At 69.0% G+C, this 14,162-nt stretch carries 15 protein-coding genes; 7 read left to right on the top strand and 8 right to left on the bottom strand.

Annotated elements, in window-relative coordinates:
* Positions 1 to 2 precede the first annotated feature (2 nt).
* The 3 genes from LRA87_RS05720 to gatC are packed head-to-tail and all read right to left on the bottom strand — an operon-like array spanning position 3 to position 2,129.
* A complete protein-coding gene (locus LRA87_RS05720; protein WP_230629989.1) occupies positions 3 to 299 on the bottom strand; it encodes an AbrB/MazE/SpoVT family DNA-binding domain-containing protein in 297 nt (98 codons plus the stop codon).
* Between the two features lie 46 nt (positions 300 to 345).
* Complete coding sequence (gene gatA / locus LRA87_RS05715) at positions 346 to 1,827, bottom strand: Asp-tRNA(Asn)/Glu-tRNA(Gln) amidotransferase subunit GatA (RefSeq protein ID WP_230629987.1); 1,482 nt, start codon at positions 1,825 to 1,827, stop codon at positions 346 to 348.
* Positions 1,827 to 2,129, bottom strand: coding sequence for an Asp-tRNA(Asn)/Glu-tRNA(Gln) amidotransferase subunit GatC (gene gatC, locus LRA87_RS05710; protein WP_230629985.1), 303 nt, complete (start codon positions 2,127 to 2,129; stop codon positions 1,827 to 1,829). Before gatC ends, gatA begins: the two co-directional genes overlap by 1 nt.
* A gap of 108 nt (positions 2,130 to 2,237) precedes the next feature.
* Here gatC and LRA87_RS05705 point away from each other — a divergent pair, with 108 nt between their 5' ends.
* Both LRA87_RS05705 and ruvX read left to right on the top strand, forming a co-directional pair.
* Positions 2,238 to 3,347 carry a DUF3089 domain-containing protein gene (locus tag LRA87_RS05705; protein ID WP_230629983.1) on the top strand — a complete coding sequence of 370 codons (1,110 nt, stop codon included), beginning with the start codon at positions 2,238 to 2,240 and terminating at the stop codon, positions 3,345 to 3,347.
* On the top strand, positions 3,344 to 3,814 hold the full coding sequence (ruvX, locus tag LRA87_RS05700) for a Holliday junction resolvase RuvX (RefSeq protein ID WP_230629981.1): 471 nt from the start codon (positions 3,344 to 3,346) through the stop codon (positions 3,812 to 3,814). The genes LRA87_RS05705 and ruvX overlap by 4 nt, the downstream gene beginning before the upstream one ends.
* A gap of 13 nt (positions 3,815 to 3,827) precedes the next feature.
* Here ruvX and LRA87_RS05695 read toward each other — a convergent pair whose 3' ends face one another.
* Entirely contained in the window at positions 3,828 to 4,181 is a 354-nt protein-coding gene (locus LRA87_RS05695; RefSeq protein WP_230629979.1) for a hypothetical protein, read from the bottom strand.
* Positions 4,182 to 4,314: 133 nt separating this feature from the next.
* On the opposite strand from LRA87_RS05695, the gene LRA87_RS05690 reads away from it, so the two are divergent.
* On the top strand, positions 4,315 to 5,298 hold the full coding sequence (locus LRA87_RS05690) for an aspartate carbamoyltransferase catalytic subunit (RefSeq protein ID WP_230631156.1): 984 nt from the start codon (positions 4,315 to 4,317) through the stop codon (positions 5,296 to 5,298).
* The gene (locus LRA87_RS05685; protein ID WP_230629977.1) at positions 5,295 to 6,515 is read left to right on the top strand and encodes a dihydroorotase; all 1,221 of its coding nucleotides are present in this window, start codon (positions 5,295 to 5,297) and stop codon (positions 6,513 to 6,515) included. Before LRA87_RS05690 ends, LRA87_RS05685 begins: the two co-directional genes overlap by 4 nt.
* Before the next feature lie 51 nt (positions 6,516 to 6,566).
* Here LRA87_RS05685 and LRA87_RS05680 read toward each other — a convergent pair whose 3' ends face one another.
* Genes LRA87_RS05680 through LRA87_RS05670 form a run of 3 tightly spaced genes read right to left on the bottom strand, consistent with a single transcriptional unit; the run spans position 6,567 to position 9,201 of the window.
* Positions 6,567 to 7,892 carry an SPOR domain-containing protein gene (locus LRA87_RS05680; RefSeq protein WP_230629976.1) on the bottom strand — a complete coding sequence of 442 codons (1,326 nt, stop codon included), beginning with the start codon at positions 7,890 to 7,892 and terminating at the stop codon, positions 6,567 to 6,569.
* A 20-nt stretch (positions 7,893 to 7,912) separates the two neighbouring features.
* Positions 7,913 to 8,482, bottom strand: a complete 570-nt coding sequence (locus LRA87_RS05675) for a hypothetical protein (protein WP_230629974.1) — start codon at positions 8,480 to 8,482, stop codon at positions 7,913 to 7,915.
* Positions 8,479 to 9,201, bottom strand: a complete 723-nt coding sequence (locus tag LRA87_RS05670; protein WP_230629972.1) for a ParA family protein — start codon at positions 9,199 to 9,201, stop codon at positions 8,479 to 8,481. Before LRA87_RS05670 ends, LRA87_RS05675 begins: the two co-directional genes overlap by 4 nt.
* Before the next feature lie 151 nt (positions 9,202 to 9,352).
* On the opposite strand from LRA87_RS05670, the gene LRA87_RS05665 reads away from it, so the two are divergent.
* The gene (locus LRA87_RS05665) at positions 9,353 to 10,387 is read left to right on the top strand and encodes an SPOR domain-containing protein (protein WP_230629968.1); all 1,035 of its coding nucleotides are present in this window, start codon (positions 9,353 to 9,355) and stop codon (positions 10,385 to 10,387) included.
* Between the two features lie 20 nt (positions 10,388 to 10,407).
* Here LRA87_RS05665 and serB read toward each other — a convergent pair whose 3' ends face one another.
* Positions 10,408 to 11,283: a phosphoserine phosphatase SerB gene (serB, locus tag LRA87_RS05660; RefSeq protein WP_230629966.1), complete on the bottom strand. Its 876-nt coding sequence runs from the start codon at positions 11,281 to 11,283 to the stop codon at positions 10,408 to 10,410.
* On the opposite strand from serB, the gene miaA reads away from it, so the two are divergent.
* Both miaA and LRA87_RS05650 read left to right on the top strand, forming a co-directional pair.
* A complete protein-coding gene (miaA, locus tag LRA87_RS05655) occupies positions 11,264 to 12,214 on the top strand; it encodes a tRNA (adenosine(37)-N6)-dimethylallyltransferase MiaA (RefSeq protein WP_443024840.1) in 951 nt (316 codons plus the stop codon). The two genes, serB and miaA, sit on opposite strands and share 20 nt — an antisense overlap.
* Before the next feature lie 66 nt (positions 12,215 to 12,280).
* Positions 12,281 to 14,026 carry an acetolactate synthase 3 large subunit gene (locus LRA87_RS05650; RefSeq protein ID WP_230629963.1) on the top strand — a complete coding sequence of 582 codons (1,746 nt, stop codon included), beginning with the start codon at positions 12,281 to 12,283 and terminating at the stop codon, positions 14,024 to 14,026.
* Positions 14,027 to 14,162: the final 136 nt, after the last annotated feature.

Raw genomic sequence — 14,162 nt, 5'->3', positions numbered from 1 at the left:
GATCACGGCAGCGGTTCGTCACCGCGCAAGTCCTGCACGATGTCCGCACCCGACCGCGTGAAATGCGGACGTTTGCTCATGCGGGCGAAGAAGCCGTCGAGTCGCGCCTTGCGCTCTTCAGGGGACTCATCCGGCCAGCGACGCCCCGGCACGACCACCGCCTCGCCGCGATCGTTGACCCCGACGTCGACGGGACGGCCAGGCACCAGGCCGATCGCATCGCGCACGTCCTTGGGGATCAGCACCTGACCCTTGCTCGTCATGTTCGTCGTGGTGCGTTTGTCGAGCGGTGCGTTCATCGTACGTCTCCGGTGTTACCTCGGTAACACCGGACGCGACACAGGTCTACCACCACGCATTCGGTCGCGCCGTGAACCCGGCACGCTGTTCGATTGCCAATCCGGCGTTCAGCACGCCCTGTTCGTCGAGCGGTTTGCCGATGATCTGCAATCCCAGCGGCAGGCCCGCCTTGTCGAGGCCACCCGGCACGCTCATCGCGGGCAGTCCGGCCAGCGACGACGGCACGGTGAACACGTCGTTCAAGTACATCGCGATCGGGTCCGCCGACTTCTCGCCCAGCGCGAACGCGGCCGATGGGGCGGTCGGGGTGAGCAGCACGTCGCACTTGTCCCACGCCAGTTCGAAGTCGCGGGCGATCAGCGCCCGCACCTTCTGCGCCTGCGTATAATAGGCATCGTAGAAGCCCGCCGACAGCACGTAGGTGCCGATCATGATCCGGCGCTTCACCTCCGCACCGAAGCCGTCGGCGCGGGTCGCGGCGTACATGTCCTGCAACCCCGCCCCTTCGGGCAGGTCGCGCAAGCCGTAGCGAACGCCGTCATAACGCGCGAGGTTGGACGAGGCCTCCGCCGGTGCGATGATGTAATAAGCGGGCAGTGCGTATTTGGTGTGCGGCAGCGACACTTCGACGATCTCGGCACCAGCGTCCTTCAGCCAGTCGATGCCGGCCTGCCACAGCGCCTCGATCTCCTCGGGCATGCCATCGACGCGATATTCCTTCGGGATGCCGACGCGCTTGCCGGCGAGGCTCGGCGACAGGCCGTGCTCCCACTTCGGCACGTCGAGATCGAGCGAGGTCGCGTCCTTCTTGTCGAAGCCCGCCATCGCCTCCAGCATGATCGCGCAATCGCGGACGTCGCGCGCCATGGGGCCGGCCTGGTCGAGCGACGAGGCGAACGCGATCGTGCCCCAGCGCGAACAACGGCCATAGGTCGGCTTGATCCCGCTGATCCCGACGAACGCCGCCGGCTGGCGGATCGAGCCGCCGGTGTCGGTGCCGGTCGCGCCCGGGCACAGCCGTGCCGCCACCGCCGAAGAACTGCCGCCAGACGAGCCGCCCGGTGCCAGCGGTGCGGTGTCGCCCGGCCGCCGCCATGGCGAGATCACGTTGCCGAACGCGCTCGTCTCGTTCGACGACCCCATCGCGAACTGGTCCATGTTGAGCTTGCCCAACATGCCGGCGCCCGCGTCCCACAGGTTCTGTGAAACGGTCGATTCGTAGGTCGGCACGAACCCTTCGAGGATGTGGCTCGCCGCGGTCGTCTGCACACCCCTGGTGCAGAACAGGTCCTTCATCCCGATCGGCACGCCCGCCAGCGGCTTGAGCGTCTCGCCCGCCGCGCGGGCGGCATCGGCGGCGCGGGCGGCGGACAGCGCATGGTCGGGCGTCTCGACCAGGAATGCGTTCAGCGGCTTGGCCTTGGCCACCTTCACCACGAAGGCGTCGGCCACTTCGACGGCGGAGAATGCACCGGTGCGCACACCGTCGCGGATGCCGGCGATGCCGAGATCGGTCAGGTCGGCCATTATTCGATCACCTTGGGGACGGTAAAGAAGCCATGCTCCGCCTGGGGAGCGTTCGCCATCAGCTGGTCGCGGATCCCGCCGCCGGTCAGCGGATCGGCGTTGATGACGTCGTCGCGCAGGCGCAGGTGGTTGGGGATGACCGCGGTCATCGGCTCGATGCCGGTCGTATCGACCTCCCCCAGTTGCTCGATCCAGCCGAGGATGTTGCTGAGTTCGGGAGCGAGGCGCGTCGCGTCCTCGTCGGTGATCGCGATGCGCGCAAGCGCGGCGACCTTCTTCACGGTGGCGGTGTCTACGGACATGAGGCTGCGGCTAGCAGAGGCGGCTCCCACAGCGCAACCGCGTGTTGCCAGTTCGACGACGCTCGTCCATCAGAGCGCCTCTTCTGACCCGTCCGGAACCCAGACGCCTTGGCCCGCAAATTCCTCTACGTCTTCGCGTTCCTGATCGCGCTCGTCATCGCCGGCGCGCTCGCCTATCGCCTTTACGGCAACCAGATCCTGCGCATGGCGCTCGTCCCGTCCGAATCGTTCAAGACGCAGCCTGGCGTCGATCCACGGGTCTACGCCGACAAGGCGATGTGGATCGCCCGACCCGACATCCCCGGCAATCCCGCGCTCTGGACCCCCGCCGGCTATAAGCCCGAGGCGAAGCCGAAAGCCGCGGTCTTCTTCATCCACCCGACATCCTACATCGGCCGCGATCACTGGAACGCCGCGCTGAACGATGCCGAGACCAATGCCCGCGCGGCGATCTTCCTGCGCGGGCAGGCCAGCGCCTTCAACGCCGCCGGCGACATCTGGTCGCCCCGCTATCGCCAGGCGACGTTCGGCGCGTTCCTGACCAGCGTCGCCGATGCCAATCGCGCGCTCGACCTTGCGTACGGCGACGTATCGGCAGCGTTTGCCGCGTTCGTCCGGCAGGTCGATCCGAAGCGCCCGATCATCCTCGCCGGGCACAGCCAGGGCGCGCTCCACCTCACCCGCCTGCTGCGCGAAGAGATCGCCGGCAAGCCGATCGCAAGCCGCATCGTCGCGGCGTACGTGGTCGGCTGGCCGGTATCGCGAACAACCGATCTCGCCGCGCTCGGCATGGCCGAATGCACGCGAGCGGATCAGGCACGCTGCCTGCTGTCGTGGGAAAGCTTTGCCGAACCCGCCGACCCATCGATGATCACCGACGTCTACGACCAGACGAAGGGCTTCGACGGCCGCGCCCGGAAGGATAGCCCGATCGTCTGCACCAACCCGTTGACCGGCACGGCCGGGGCGGATGCGCCGGCCAGCGCGAACCTCGGCACGCTCTATCCCTCCGCCGACCTGACCACGGCGACGATCGCCGCCGGCAAGGTCCCCGCCCATTGCGGCCCGCGCGGGTTCCTGCTGATCGGCGACGCACCGGAGGTCGGCGGCTACGTCCTTCCCGGCAACAACTACCACGTCTACGATTACAGCCTGTTCTGGGCCAACGTCCGCGCCGACGCCAGCCGCCGGCTGGCCGCATTCGGCTCCGGCACATGATCACCCTCGACCGCGCCGTCTTTCGCGAAGCGCTACCCGCGGGCGGGCGGCTGCTCGGCCTCGACCTCGGTACGAAGACGATCGGCACCGCTCTGTGCGACGCCGGATGGAGCTTCGCCAGCCCCGCAGAGCTCGTCCGCCGCACCAAGTTCACCAAGGACAAGGCAGCGTTGGTAGCGTTGGGGACCGCGCAACACGTCCGCGGCTGGGTCCTCGGCCTGCCGCTCAACCTCGACGGCACCGAAAGCCCGCGCAGTCAGTCCACCCGCGCGTTCGCGAAGAATTGCGAAGATCTGGGGTTGCCGATCCTGCTGTGGGACGAACGCTGGTCTACCGTCGCGGTCGAGCGCACGATGATCGAACAGGACATGAGCCGCGCCAAACGGGCGGAACGCATCGACAACCTTGCGGCGGCGCATATCCTGCAGGCCGCCATCGATGCGCTGGTGATGGTGCAGGACGGGTAGACCGAGGCTTGCCTCAGGTACGCACCGCGCCGTCGGCGTCCAGCCGATCCAGCCACGCCTGCGCCTGCTTGCGCTCCCCCGCCGCCTGCGGCCCGACCGGCCCGCGGGACGCCAGAAAGTCCTGCTGCAACACGAATGGGGGCAACCCGAGCTGGTCCCGTGCGCCGTCGATCGCCGTGCCGATCTCGCCAAGCTCTGCGAGGGCCGCCGCGAACGTCGCGCGAGACGCCCGATCGCCATCCCGCCCGAACAGCCCCGGCTTGCCCGCGGCCGCGCGCCGCAGCGCCGCGATCAACGCCTCGGCGTAATCCGCCTCAAGCTCCAGCCGACGCGCGTCGAGCCGTGCCAACCTATCCGCTTTTGCCATGACCCGCCGGTAGCCTCCTGCGTCGCTGGCGGCAATCGCGCGTCCGCGGCTCTCCGTTAGCGGCGGCCAGACCAGCCGCGAACGGCCGCACCCGCTTGCCCCCATCCCGCGCCGCCGCTACTCCGCGCGCTTGATGCAGCGTTCAGATCACCGCCCCGCCACCCTCATCCAGGGTGGCGCCGTCTTCCCGCACCGGCACCTCACCGGCATCGACGGGCTCCAGCCGCATGAGATCGCGTTCCTGCTCGACGAGGCGGAGACGTGGGTGGAGGCGAACCGCAGCCATGCCGCGCCCGACAAGCGGCTCGCCGGCCTGACCCAGATCAACGCCTTTTTCGAGAACAGCACGCGCACGCTGCTGAGCTTCGAGATCGCGGGCAAGCGACTGGGCGCGGACGTCGTCAACATGCACGCCGCGACGTCGAGCGTGAAGAAGGGCGAGACGCTGATCGACACCGCGCAGACGCTGAACGCGATGCGCGCCGACGTGATCGTCATCCGGCATATGTCGAGCGGTGCGGTGCGGCTGATCGCGGACAAGGTCGATTGCCCGGTGCTCAACGCCGGCGACGGGCGGCACGAGCATCCGACACAGGCGCTGCTCGATGCGCTGACGATCCGCCGCCGCAAGGGCGGCATCGCCGGACAGCGCGTGGTGATCTGCGGCGACGTGCTGCACAGCCGGGTCGCGCGGTCGAACATCCTCGCGCTCACCGCGCTGGCGGCGGAGGTGCGGGTCTGCGCGCCGTCCACCCTGATGCCGGTCGGAATCGAGCGCATGGGAGTGACGCCGTTCACCGATTTCGACGCAGCGCTGGTCGGAGCGGACGTGGTGATGATGCTGCGCGTGCAGAACGAGCGGATGGCCGGCGGCTACATTCCCTCCAGCCGCGAGTATCGCATGCGCTACGGCCTGACGCCCGAACGGCTCGCGAAGCTTCCGCACGCGCTGGTCATGCACCCCGGCCCGATGAACCGGGGGGTCGAGATCGATTCGAGCGTCGCGGACGGGCCGCAATCGGCGATCACGGAACAGGTTGAGATGGGCGTGGCGGTGCGGATGGCGTGTCTGGACGTGCTGACCCGGCGCGCGCGCGGCGTGGAGGGCTGGGCATGAGCGTCACCGCATTCCGCAACGCCCGCCTCGCCTGCCCCGTCGGCGGCGTGAAGATCGGCGTGTCGCTGCTGGTCGAAGACGGTGTCGTCACCGGCTACGGCGACGTGCCCGAGGGCGCGACGGTGATCGACTGCGAGGGTTCGACGCTGGCTCCGGGCATCGTCGACCTCGGCGTTTTCAGGATCGACCGCGCCGCGTTCCGCGCCGGCGGCATCGTCCGCGTCGGCCTGATGCCCGACGGCGCGCGCGTGCTGGACGATCCGGGTATGGTCCAGCGCGCCGCGCTGATCGGCAAGCCCGACCTGTGGATCCACCCGATCGCCGCCGCAACGCAGCGGCTGGACGGTCGCGACCTGGCGGAGATGGCGGTCTGTGCCTCCGCCGGAGCCAAAGCGGTCGGCACCGGCCGGCACTGGATCGCCGACAGCGGCGTGATGCTGCGCGTGCTCGCCTACGCCCGCGACCTCGACGTGGCCGTGGTGACGCACGCCGAGGATGGCGGACTGACCACCGGCGCTGTGACGACCGATGGCGAAACCGCGACGAGGCTGGGCCTGCCTTCCGCCCCCGCTGTCGCCGAGGCGCTGGCGGTGGCGCGCGACCTGATGCTGGCGGAGGAAACCGGTGCCCGGCTCCACATCCGTCAGGTGACGACCGCCGCCGCGTTCGACCTGATCCGCACCGCCAAACGTCGCGGCGTGAAGGTCACCTGCGGCATCACGCCCGCGCACCTCCACCTCTCCGACATCGCGATGAGCGATTTCCGCACCTACGCCCATCTCTCTCCGCCGTTGCGGAGCGAAAGCGACCGGCAGGCGGCGCTTGCGGCGGTGAGGGACGGCACGATCGACGTGCTGTGCTCCGGCCACGATCCCCATGGTCCGGAGGAAAAGCGCCTGCCCTTCGCCGATTCGGCGGCGGGCATGGCGGGGGCCGAGACGCTGCTGCCGCTCGGATTGATGCTGGTCCGCGACGGCCTGCTGCCGCTCGAACGGCTGCTGGCGCTGCTGGCGGTCAACCCGGCGCGGGTGCTGGGACTCGATACCGGGACGCTGGAGGCCGGCAAACCCGCCGACCTGATGCTGTTCGACGCCGAGACGCCCTGGCAGATCGACGGCACGACCTTCGTTGGTTCGGAGGGTAACACCCCGTTCGATGGCCTGCCCGTGCAGGGACGGGTGCTCCGCGTCTGGAAAGGCGGCCGGGAGGTTCGTTGACGCGCGGACCTGCGGGGCCGGGACGCTAGCCCGCCCCGCGGGAATGGCGCGTCAGCGCGACGCCATCTGGATCGGCGTCTTCAGCCACTGCGCCATCCGATCGCCGGCTTCGCGACGAACGAAGCAATTGCCGCCCTTCGAACGATATGCGCGGCACATCCGATCGGCTTCGCCACGCGAGAACCCACCGACCGACAGGCGGTATAGCGAGCCCTGCCGGGCAGCGAAGTTGGTTCCGGTCGGCTGGTGCCCGGACAAGGCGGCGAAGCGACGCGTCGCGGTGCTCCATCCCGATTTGGCGACCGCCACGTTGCTGAACGCGCCGATCTGCACGAACCATTCGCCGCCGGTCGACGTGCGGACGAACGGCTTGGCCGCCGGCACCATCTGCACGATGCGATTGGCCGGGGTACGGACCAGCGCCAGCTTCGTCGGCCGGGCTTCGGCGCGGATCAGCATCGTCGGCAGCGGCTGTACCACCTCGTTCCGGGGACCGAACGTCACGCCGGACGCCACGACCTTGGCGAACTGTGCCTGCGGCGTCTCCACCGGAGCCGGCGCCTCGGCGGGCACGGCAAGCGCCGTCTGCACCGGCTCGTCGGCCTGTGCCGGCGTCACCGGAACGGCAGCGTTGAGCGCCAGCGCGACCGGTCGACCGCTATCGGCCACCGGCGTCACGCCGAGCAGGCTGGCAACCTGATCCGCCGCACCTTTCGGCTGCGCGAACGCGGCCCATTGTTCCATCCGGGCATCGACGTCGGCAGGCGACATATCGGCGGCAGCAGCCACCCGCGCCATGCTCCATTCGCCGGCCAGCGCATAACTGAGCGCCAGATTCTGCCGCACCTTCGCACCCGCGCCCGGCGCCCGCGCCGCGGCGTTGAGCATCTCGATAGCGCCCGCGGGATTGCCCGCCAGCGCCGTGGCGAGGCCGAGGTCGCCGACCGGGATGATCGCGGCATTGGCGTTCAGCGTCGTGCGTGCCGTCGCCCAGTCGCCGGTCGCGATCTGCGCCAGCGCGAGGTTCAGCGCAGCCTTGCCGTCCGCAGGATACAACGCCAGCACGTCGGCGAACGTATCGCGGGCGGATACGAAGCGTCCCGCCTGCAGGTAACTCTGCCCCAGCAGCATGCGATAGCCCGCATCCTGCGGCGCGGCGGCGACCGCGGACTCGGCCAGCGGCACCGCTTTGATCGCGTCACGCGCTGCCAGCGCACGGCGGGCGTCGTCCGCGCTGCGGGACGCGGCCTTGGCGGCCAGCGTCGCGCTGCGGTCGCTCGCCGACGCGATCCGGCCGCTGGTGGCGGTGCAGCCGACCATCGTCCCGCCCAATACCAGGGCGGACATGCCGAACGTCAGGATCAGGCGCGGTGTCATCGGATTACCCCCCAAGGTCATCACTGTTTCGTCTTCGCCACCGGCAGCTGCGCAACGAGCGCCTCCACCTCCGGCACGGCGCCGAGCAGCGCGTCGAGCGCTTCGGTCACCAGATCCTGCGCGGATCGATTGGTGATCGCGGATGCCAGGCGCAGCCGCAGGTGACGGTCGGCGTCGACCCGCAGCGTGAAGGCGGCCTTGCCGCCATGCTGCGTCTCACGCCGGATGCGCGTCGCGGTGGCGACGGACACGGATTTCTTCGCTTCCGGCGACACCATCTGCGCCTCGAGCAGTTCGCGCTGCACCAGCACGGTGGGTACGGGTTCGACACCGCGCGCCGCGACCGGGCCCGGTGCGGGGCGAGGGACTGGGGCCAGGACAGGGGCCGGAACAGGGGCCGGAACAGGGACCGCAGCCGAAACCGGCTCGCTTCCACCCATGTCGTTCCAGCCGAGATCATCGCCCGCCTGCGGGGCGACGCCGAAGCCGCCGAATGCCTGGCTGCGCATCGCCGGCCGCGCCTGCCCCTTGCGGGCGAGCAGGCCCGACGACAGCGATGCCATCGGCTTGGACGATCCGAACATGCTCATCCTCCCACCACGCGGCGGCCGAAGCCGCTCGCCGCCGGTCGTTGGCCGAAGCCCGGGCCGCCGGAGACGGTCGGCACGCTGAATACGGTGCGGCGGAAATTCTTTTCGAGCCGGTCGGCGATATACGTCCATAGCTGGGCGACCTCGGCCGCCGACTTGCCCTTGGGATCGACCTCCATGACGGTCCGGCCATCGATCATCGATGCGGCGAAATCGGTGCGCTGGTGGATCGTGATCGGAGCGACCGTACCGTGCTGCGACAATGCGACGGCGGCGTCGCTGGTGATCCGCGCCTTTGGCGTCGCGGCGTTGACGACGAAGATCAGCGGCTTGCCGGCGCGATCGCACAGGTCGACGGTCGCGCCGACCGCCCGCAGATCGTGCGGCGACGGGCGCGTCGGTACGACGACCAGTTCGGATACGTTGATGACGCTCTGGATCGCCATCGTGATGGCGGGCGGCGTGTCGATCATCGCCAGCTTGAAACCCTGCTGGCGGAGCACTTCCAGATCCGCCTGCAACCGCGCGACCGTGGTCTGGGCGAAGGCCGGGAATTCCGACGTACGCTCGTTCCACCATTCCGACAGCGATCCTTGCGGATCGATGTCGATCAGCACGACCGGGCCGTGCCCCGCCAGCTGCGCCTGCACGGCCAGATGCCCGGACAAGGTCGTCTTGCCCGATCCACCCTTTTGCGATGCCATCGCGAGAACGCGCATAGGCCCCCTTCAAAAAAATTGCCGCTATCCCGCCAGCAGACCTGCCAGAGTGGGCCTAAGAAGCGGTTAATGGAGCCCGATGTGCGATGACGCTTTGCCTGAAGGCCGAGCCGGGGCATGATGGGAAAAGACGGGTAAAAGGGTGACAAGCATGCGTAATACCGGTTGGATCGCAGGGGCGATGCTGGTGGTCGGCCTTTCGATGACGGCGCCGGCGGCCGCGCAGAACGTGAAGGCGGGCGTCGATGCGTGGGGCCGCGGCGACTTCGACGCTGCGGTGTCGCAGTGGCGCGCACCTGCGGTGGCAGGCGATGCTGATGCACAGTTCAACCTGGGGCAGGCGTACAAGCTCGGCCGCGGCGTGCCGGTCGACCCGGCGCTCGCGGAAAGCTGGTTCCGCAAGGCGGCGTTGCAGGGCCATCAACAGGCCGAGGACAATTACGGCCTCGCGCTGTTCCAGGCAGGTCGCAAGTCCGAAGCCGCGCCATGGCTGGAGAAGTCGGTGCAACGCGGCGAGGCGCGCGGGCAGCTGGTGCTCGGCACGATGCTGTTCAACGGCGACGGCGTGCCCCGCGACTATCCCCGCGCCTATGCGCTGATGACGATGGCATCCCGCGCCGGTCTCAAGTCCGCCTCGGAAACGCTTGCGCAGATGGACCAGTACATCACCCCCGCCGATCGCGAGCGGGGCACCGCGCTGGCGCAACGTTACGCCTCCGACCTCCGCAATGCGCCGGCGCAGGGCGGCAGAGGCGGCATGATGGCCGTGGATGCGACCGGCCCGCGCCGGCCCGCGGTCGCGACCACCGATGTCCCGCCCTCGCGTCCGCCGGTCGGCCAGCAGCGCCCGACGAGGCTCCCGCCGCGTGGTGGGCCCGAGCGGATGCCGCCGCCCCAGCCGTCACCGGATCGGCCGGTGAACGACCGCATGGTCAGGCAGGACGTGCGACCGGCGCCGAAGCCGGCCACCGGTGGTGCCTGGAAAATCCAGCTCGGCGCCTTCAGCACGCAGGCCAACGCGCAGACCCAATGGTCCCGCGTCCGTGGCAAGCTGGCCGGCGCGCAACCGGTCTACGCAAAGGCGGGCAACGTCATCCGCCTGCAAGCCAGCGGCTTCGCCTCCAAAACGGCGGCGCAAAAGGCCTGCGCCGCCTCGGGCGTGTCGTGCGTGGTGGTGGCGCCCTAGCGCTCACCACCACGGCGCCGTCAGGCGACCCAGTCCGCCCGCCGATACCCCTGTGCATAGAGCAGGGCGGACAGGTCGCCGTGATCCACCCGCGCACCCGCCGCCGCGGCGACGATCGGCTTGGCGTGGTATGCCACCCCCAGCCCCGCGCGCCTGATCATGGCCAGGTCGTTCGCGCCGTCGCCGACCGCCAGCGACAGTGCGGGATCGATCCCCCGCGTCGTTATAGCCGCCAGCAGCGTCTCCTCCTTCGTCGCGGAGCCGACGATCGGCTTGGCGACCTTGCCGGTCAGCCTGCCGTCCGCGATCAGCAGTACGTTGGCGATGGCGCGATCGAACCCGATGTCGGCTGCGACGGGTTCGGCGAAGCGGGTAAATCCGCCCGACACCAGCACCGCCTCCGCGCCGTTCGCCCGCATCGTCCGGACCAACGCCTTCGCCCCCGGCATGATGTGGACGCGTTCGGCGAGGCATTGCGCGATCACCGCTTCGTCCAACCCCTCCAGCAGCGCGACACGGGCATCCAGCGCCCCCTCGAAGTCGAGTTCGCCGCGCATCGCCGCCTCGGTCACCGCGGAAACCTCCGCCTTGATGCCGGCATAATCCGCGAGTTCGTCGATGCATTCGACGGTGATCATCGTCGAATCCATGTCGGCGACGATCAGCGCCTTGCGCCGCGTCGCGGTCGGCTGGACCACCACGTCGGTGCGGGCGAACGCACCCTCCAGCGCGACGCGGGCCGCTGCGGCATCGCTGGCGAACGGCAGGTCGGCGGCAATGGCCTCTTCCAGCCACACCCCCGCGCCCGGTGCGCATCCCGCCGCGGCCAGGCGGTCCGCCGCTGCCGAAAGGTCGCCTGCGCCGAGTGCATCGCCTATGAGCGTCGCCGTGAACATCGCTGCCTCCCAAAAACCGAGGGTCGCGCTCATCGCAGGGCCGACCGCCAGCGGCAAGTCCGCCGCGGGGATCGCGCTGGCGCAGGCCCATGACGGCATCGTCATCAACGCCGATGCCAGTCAGGTCTATGCCGACCTGCGCATCCTCACAGCCCGCCCCAGCGCCGCGGAGGAGGCCAGTACGCCGCACCGGCTTTTCGGTCATGTCGATGCCGCCGACGCCGGCTATTCCGCCGCACGCTGGGCCGCCGAGGCGCGCATCGCCATCGCCGCGGCGCATGATGCCGGCAAGCTCCCGATCCTCGTCGGCGGCACCGGGCTTTATCTGCGCACGCTGCTCGACGGCATCGCCCCCGTCCCCGCGATCGACCCGGATGTCCGCGCCGCCGTCCGCGCGCTTCCCGTGGCCGAGGCGCACCGCCTGCTCGCCATCGAGGATGCTGCCGCCGCCGCCCGGCTCGCACCGGCCGACACCACCCGCGTCGCACGCGCGCTGGAGGTGGTTCGCTCGACCGGTCGCCCGCTGGCCGACTGGCAGCGGGAGCGCGTCGGCGGCACCGGCGATTCGATCGCGCTCGCCGCGGCTATCCTGCTCCCCGATCGCGAGACGCTGTTCGACCGCATCGACGTCCGCTGCGAGGCCATGTTCGCCGGGGGTGCCATCGAGGAGGTCGCTGCCCTGCTCGCGCGCACCGATGTCGTGGCCGACGCGCCGATCCGCCGTGCGATCGGCGTGCCGCCGATCGCCGCGCTGCTGGCGGGGGAGATCACCCGCCGCGAGGCGATCGCGCAGGTGCAACTCGACACGCGCCGCTATGCCAAGCGGCAGTATACGTGGTTCCGCAACCAACCGCCGGACGACTGGATCAAGACGACAGATTCAACCCAAATTGCGCCTTCGATCGCAAGTTTGTTACAAGAATGGGGTTGACCCGGCCCTGTACCACGTCTACCCGCCCCTCCCATCGAACCTGTCCAGCATGAGTGGAGACGAACCGTGGGCGAAAAGAGCGGAGCAGACATCCTGGTCGAGGCGCTGTGCGATCTCGGCGTGGAGGTCGTGTTCGGCTACCCCGGTGGGGCGGTCTTGCCGATCTACGACGCGATGTTCCGGTCGGGTCGGCTCAAGCACATCCTCGTTCGCCACGAACAGGCGGCGACGCATGCGGCGGAGGGCTATGCTCGCTCGACCGGCAAACCTGGCGTCGTGCTCGTCACCTCGGGTCCCGGCGCGACCAATGCGGTCACCGGCATCACCGACGCGCTGATGGATTCGATCCCGATGGTCGTCATCACCGGGCAGGTGCCGACCGCGCTGATCGGCACCGACGCCTTCCAGGAAGCGGACACGGTCGGCATCACCCGTCACTGTTCGAAGCATAATTATCTGGTGAAGGACCCGGCGAAGCTGGGCGCGACGATCCATGAGGCGTTCCATATCGCCACTTCAGGTCGCCCCGGCCCGGTCGTCGTGGACATCCCCAAGGACGTGCAGGTCGCCACCGCGCGCTACACGAAGCCCGGTCCGATCCAGCACAAGACCTATCGCCCGCAGGTGAAGGCACCGCAGACGCAGATCGAGCAGGTCGTCGACATGCTCGCCGCGGCCGAACGCCCGATCCTGTACACCGGCGGCGGCATCATCAATGCGGGACCGGCGGCGTCGCAATTGCTGCGCGAGCTGGCGCGGATCACCGGTGCGCCGGTGACGTCGACGCTGATGGGCCTCGGCTGCTTCCCCGCCTCGTCCGACCAGTTCCTCGGCATGCTCGGCATGCACGGGACCTATGAGGCGAACATGGCGATGAACCAGGCCGATCTGGTCGTCGCGATCGGCAGCCGGTTCGACGACCGCGTCACCGGGCGGCTGGATGCGTTCAGCCCGAACAGCCGCAAGGTCCATATCGATATCGACCGGTCGAGCGTGAACAAGAACGTCCGCGTCGACCTCGCGATCATCGCCGATGCCGGCCACGCGATGGAGGACATGGTCCGCATCTGGAAATCGCGCCAGCATCCCAAGCCGGATACGCGCGACTGGTGGAACCGGATCGCCGACTGGCGCGCGAAGAAGAGCCTCGATTTCCCGGAGATCGGCGACGCGATCATGCCGCAGCGCGCCGTGCGTGCGCTGTGGGAGGCGACGCGTGCGCGCGATCCGATCATCACGACCGAGGTCGGCCAGCACCAGATGTGGGCGGCGCAGCATTTCGGCTTCGAGAAGCCGAACAAGTGGCTGACCAGCGGCGGTCTCGGCACGATGGGCTATGGCCTGCCCGCCGCGATCGGGGCGCAGCTGGGTAATCCCAAGGCGCTGGTCATCGACATCGCCGGCGAGGCCAGCATCCAGATGAACATTCAGGAGCTTGCCACGGCGACGCAATATCGGCTGCCGGTCAAGATCTTCATCCTCAACAACGAATATATGGGGATGGTCCGCCAGTGGCAGGAGCTGACCTATGAGAGCCGCTATGCCGAAAGCTATTCGGACTCGCTGCCCGATTTCGTCAAGCTCGGCGAGGCGTACGGCTGGAAGGGTATCCGCATCGACCACCGCGCCGACTTGGACGACGGTATCCAGGCGATGCTCGACCATGACGGCCCGGTGATCGTCGACTGCCGCGTCGCCAAGCTGGCGAACTGCTTCCCGATGATCCCGAGTGGAGCGGCACATACCGACATGATCCTTCAGGCCAACGAAGTGTCCGGCACGATGGACGACGAGGCCAAGGCGCTGGTTTGATAGCGGCTCCCCGCCCGGTCGGGTCCATCCGAGTATTACTTCGATGGGTGCCCTCAAGGGAGGGATCGGGAGTGGGTGGCGTGCTCGCATTACGGTGCCGACCACACCCTGCTCTACAGTAGACCGCCAGGACGCC

It is taken from the genome of Sphingomonas sp. Leaf37 (assembly GCF_920939475.1).
Taxonomy (GTDB): domain Bacteria; phylum Pseudomonadota; class Alphaproteobacteria; order Sphingomonadales; family Sphingomonadaceae; genus Sphingomonas.
Note: the sequence above shows the minus strand (reverse complement) of the source record. Positions and strands in the feature narration are given on the sequence as shown.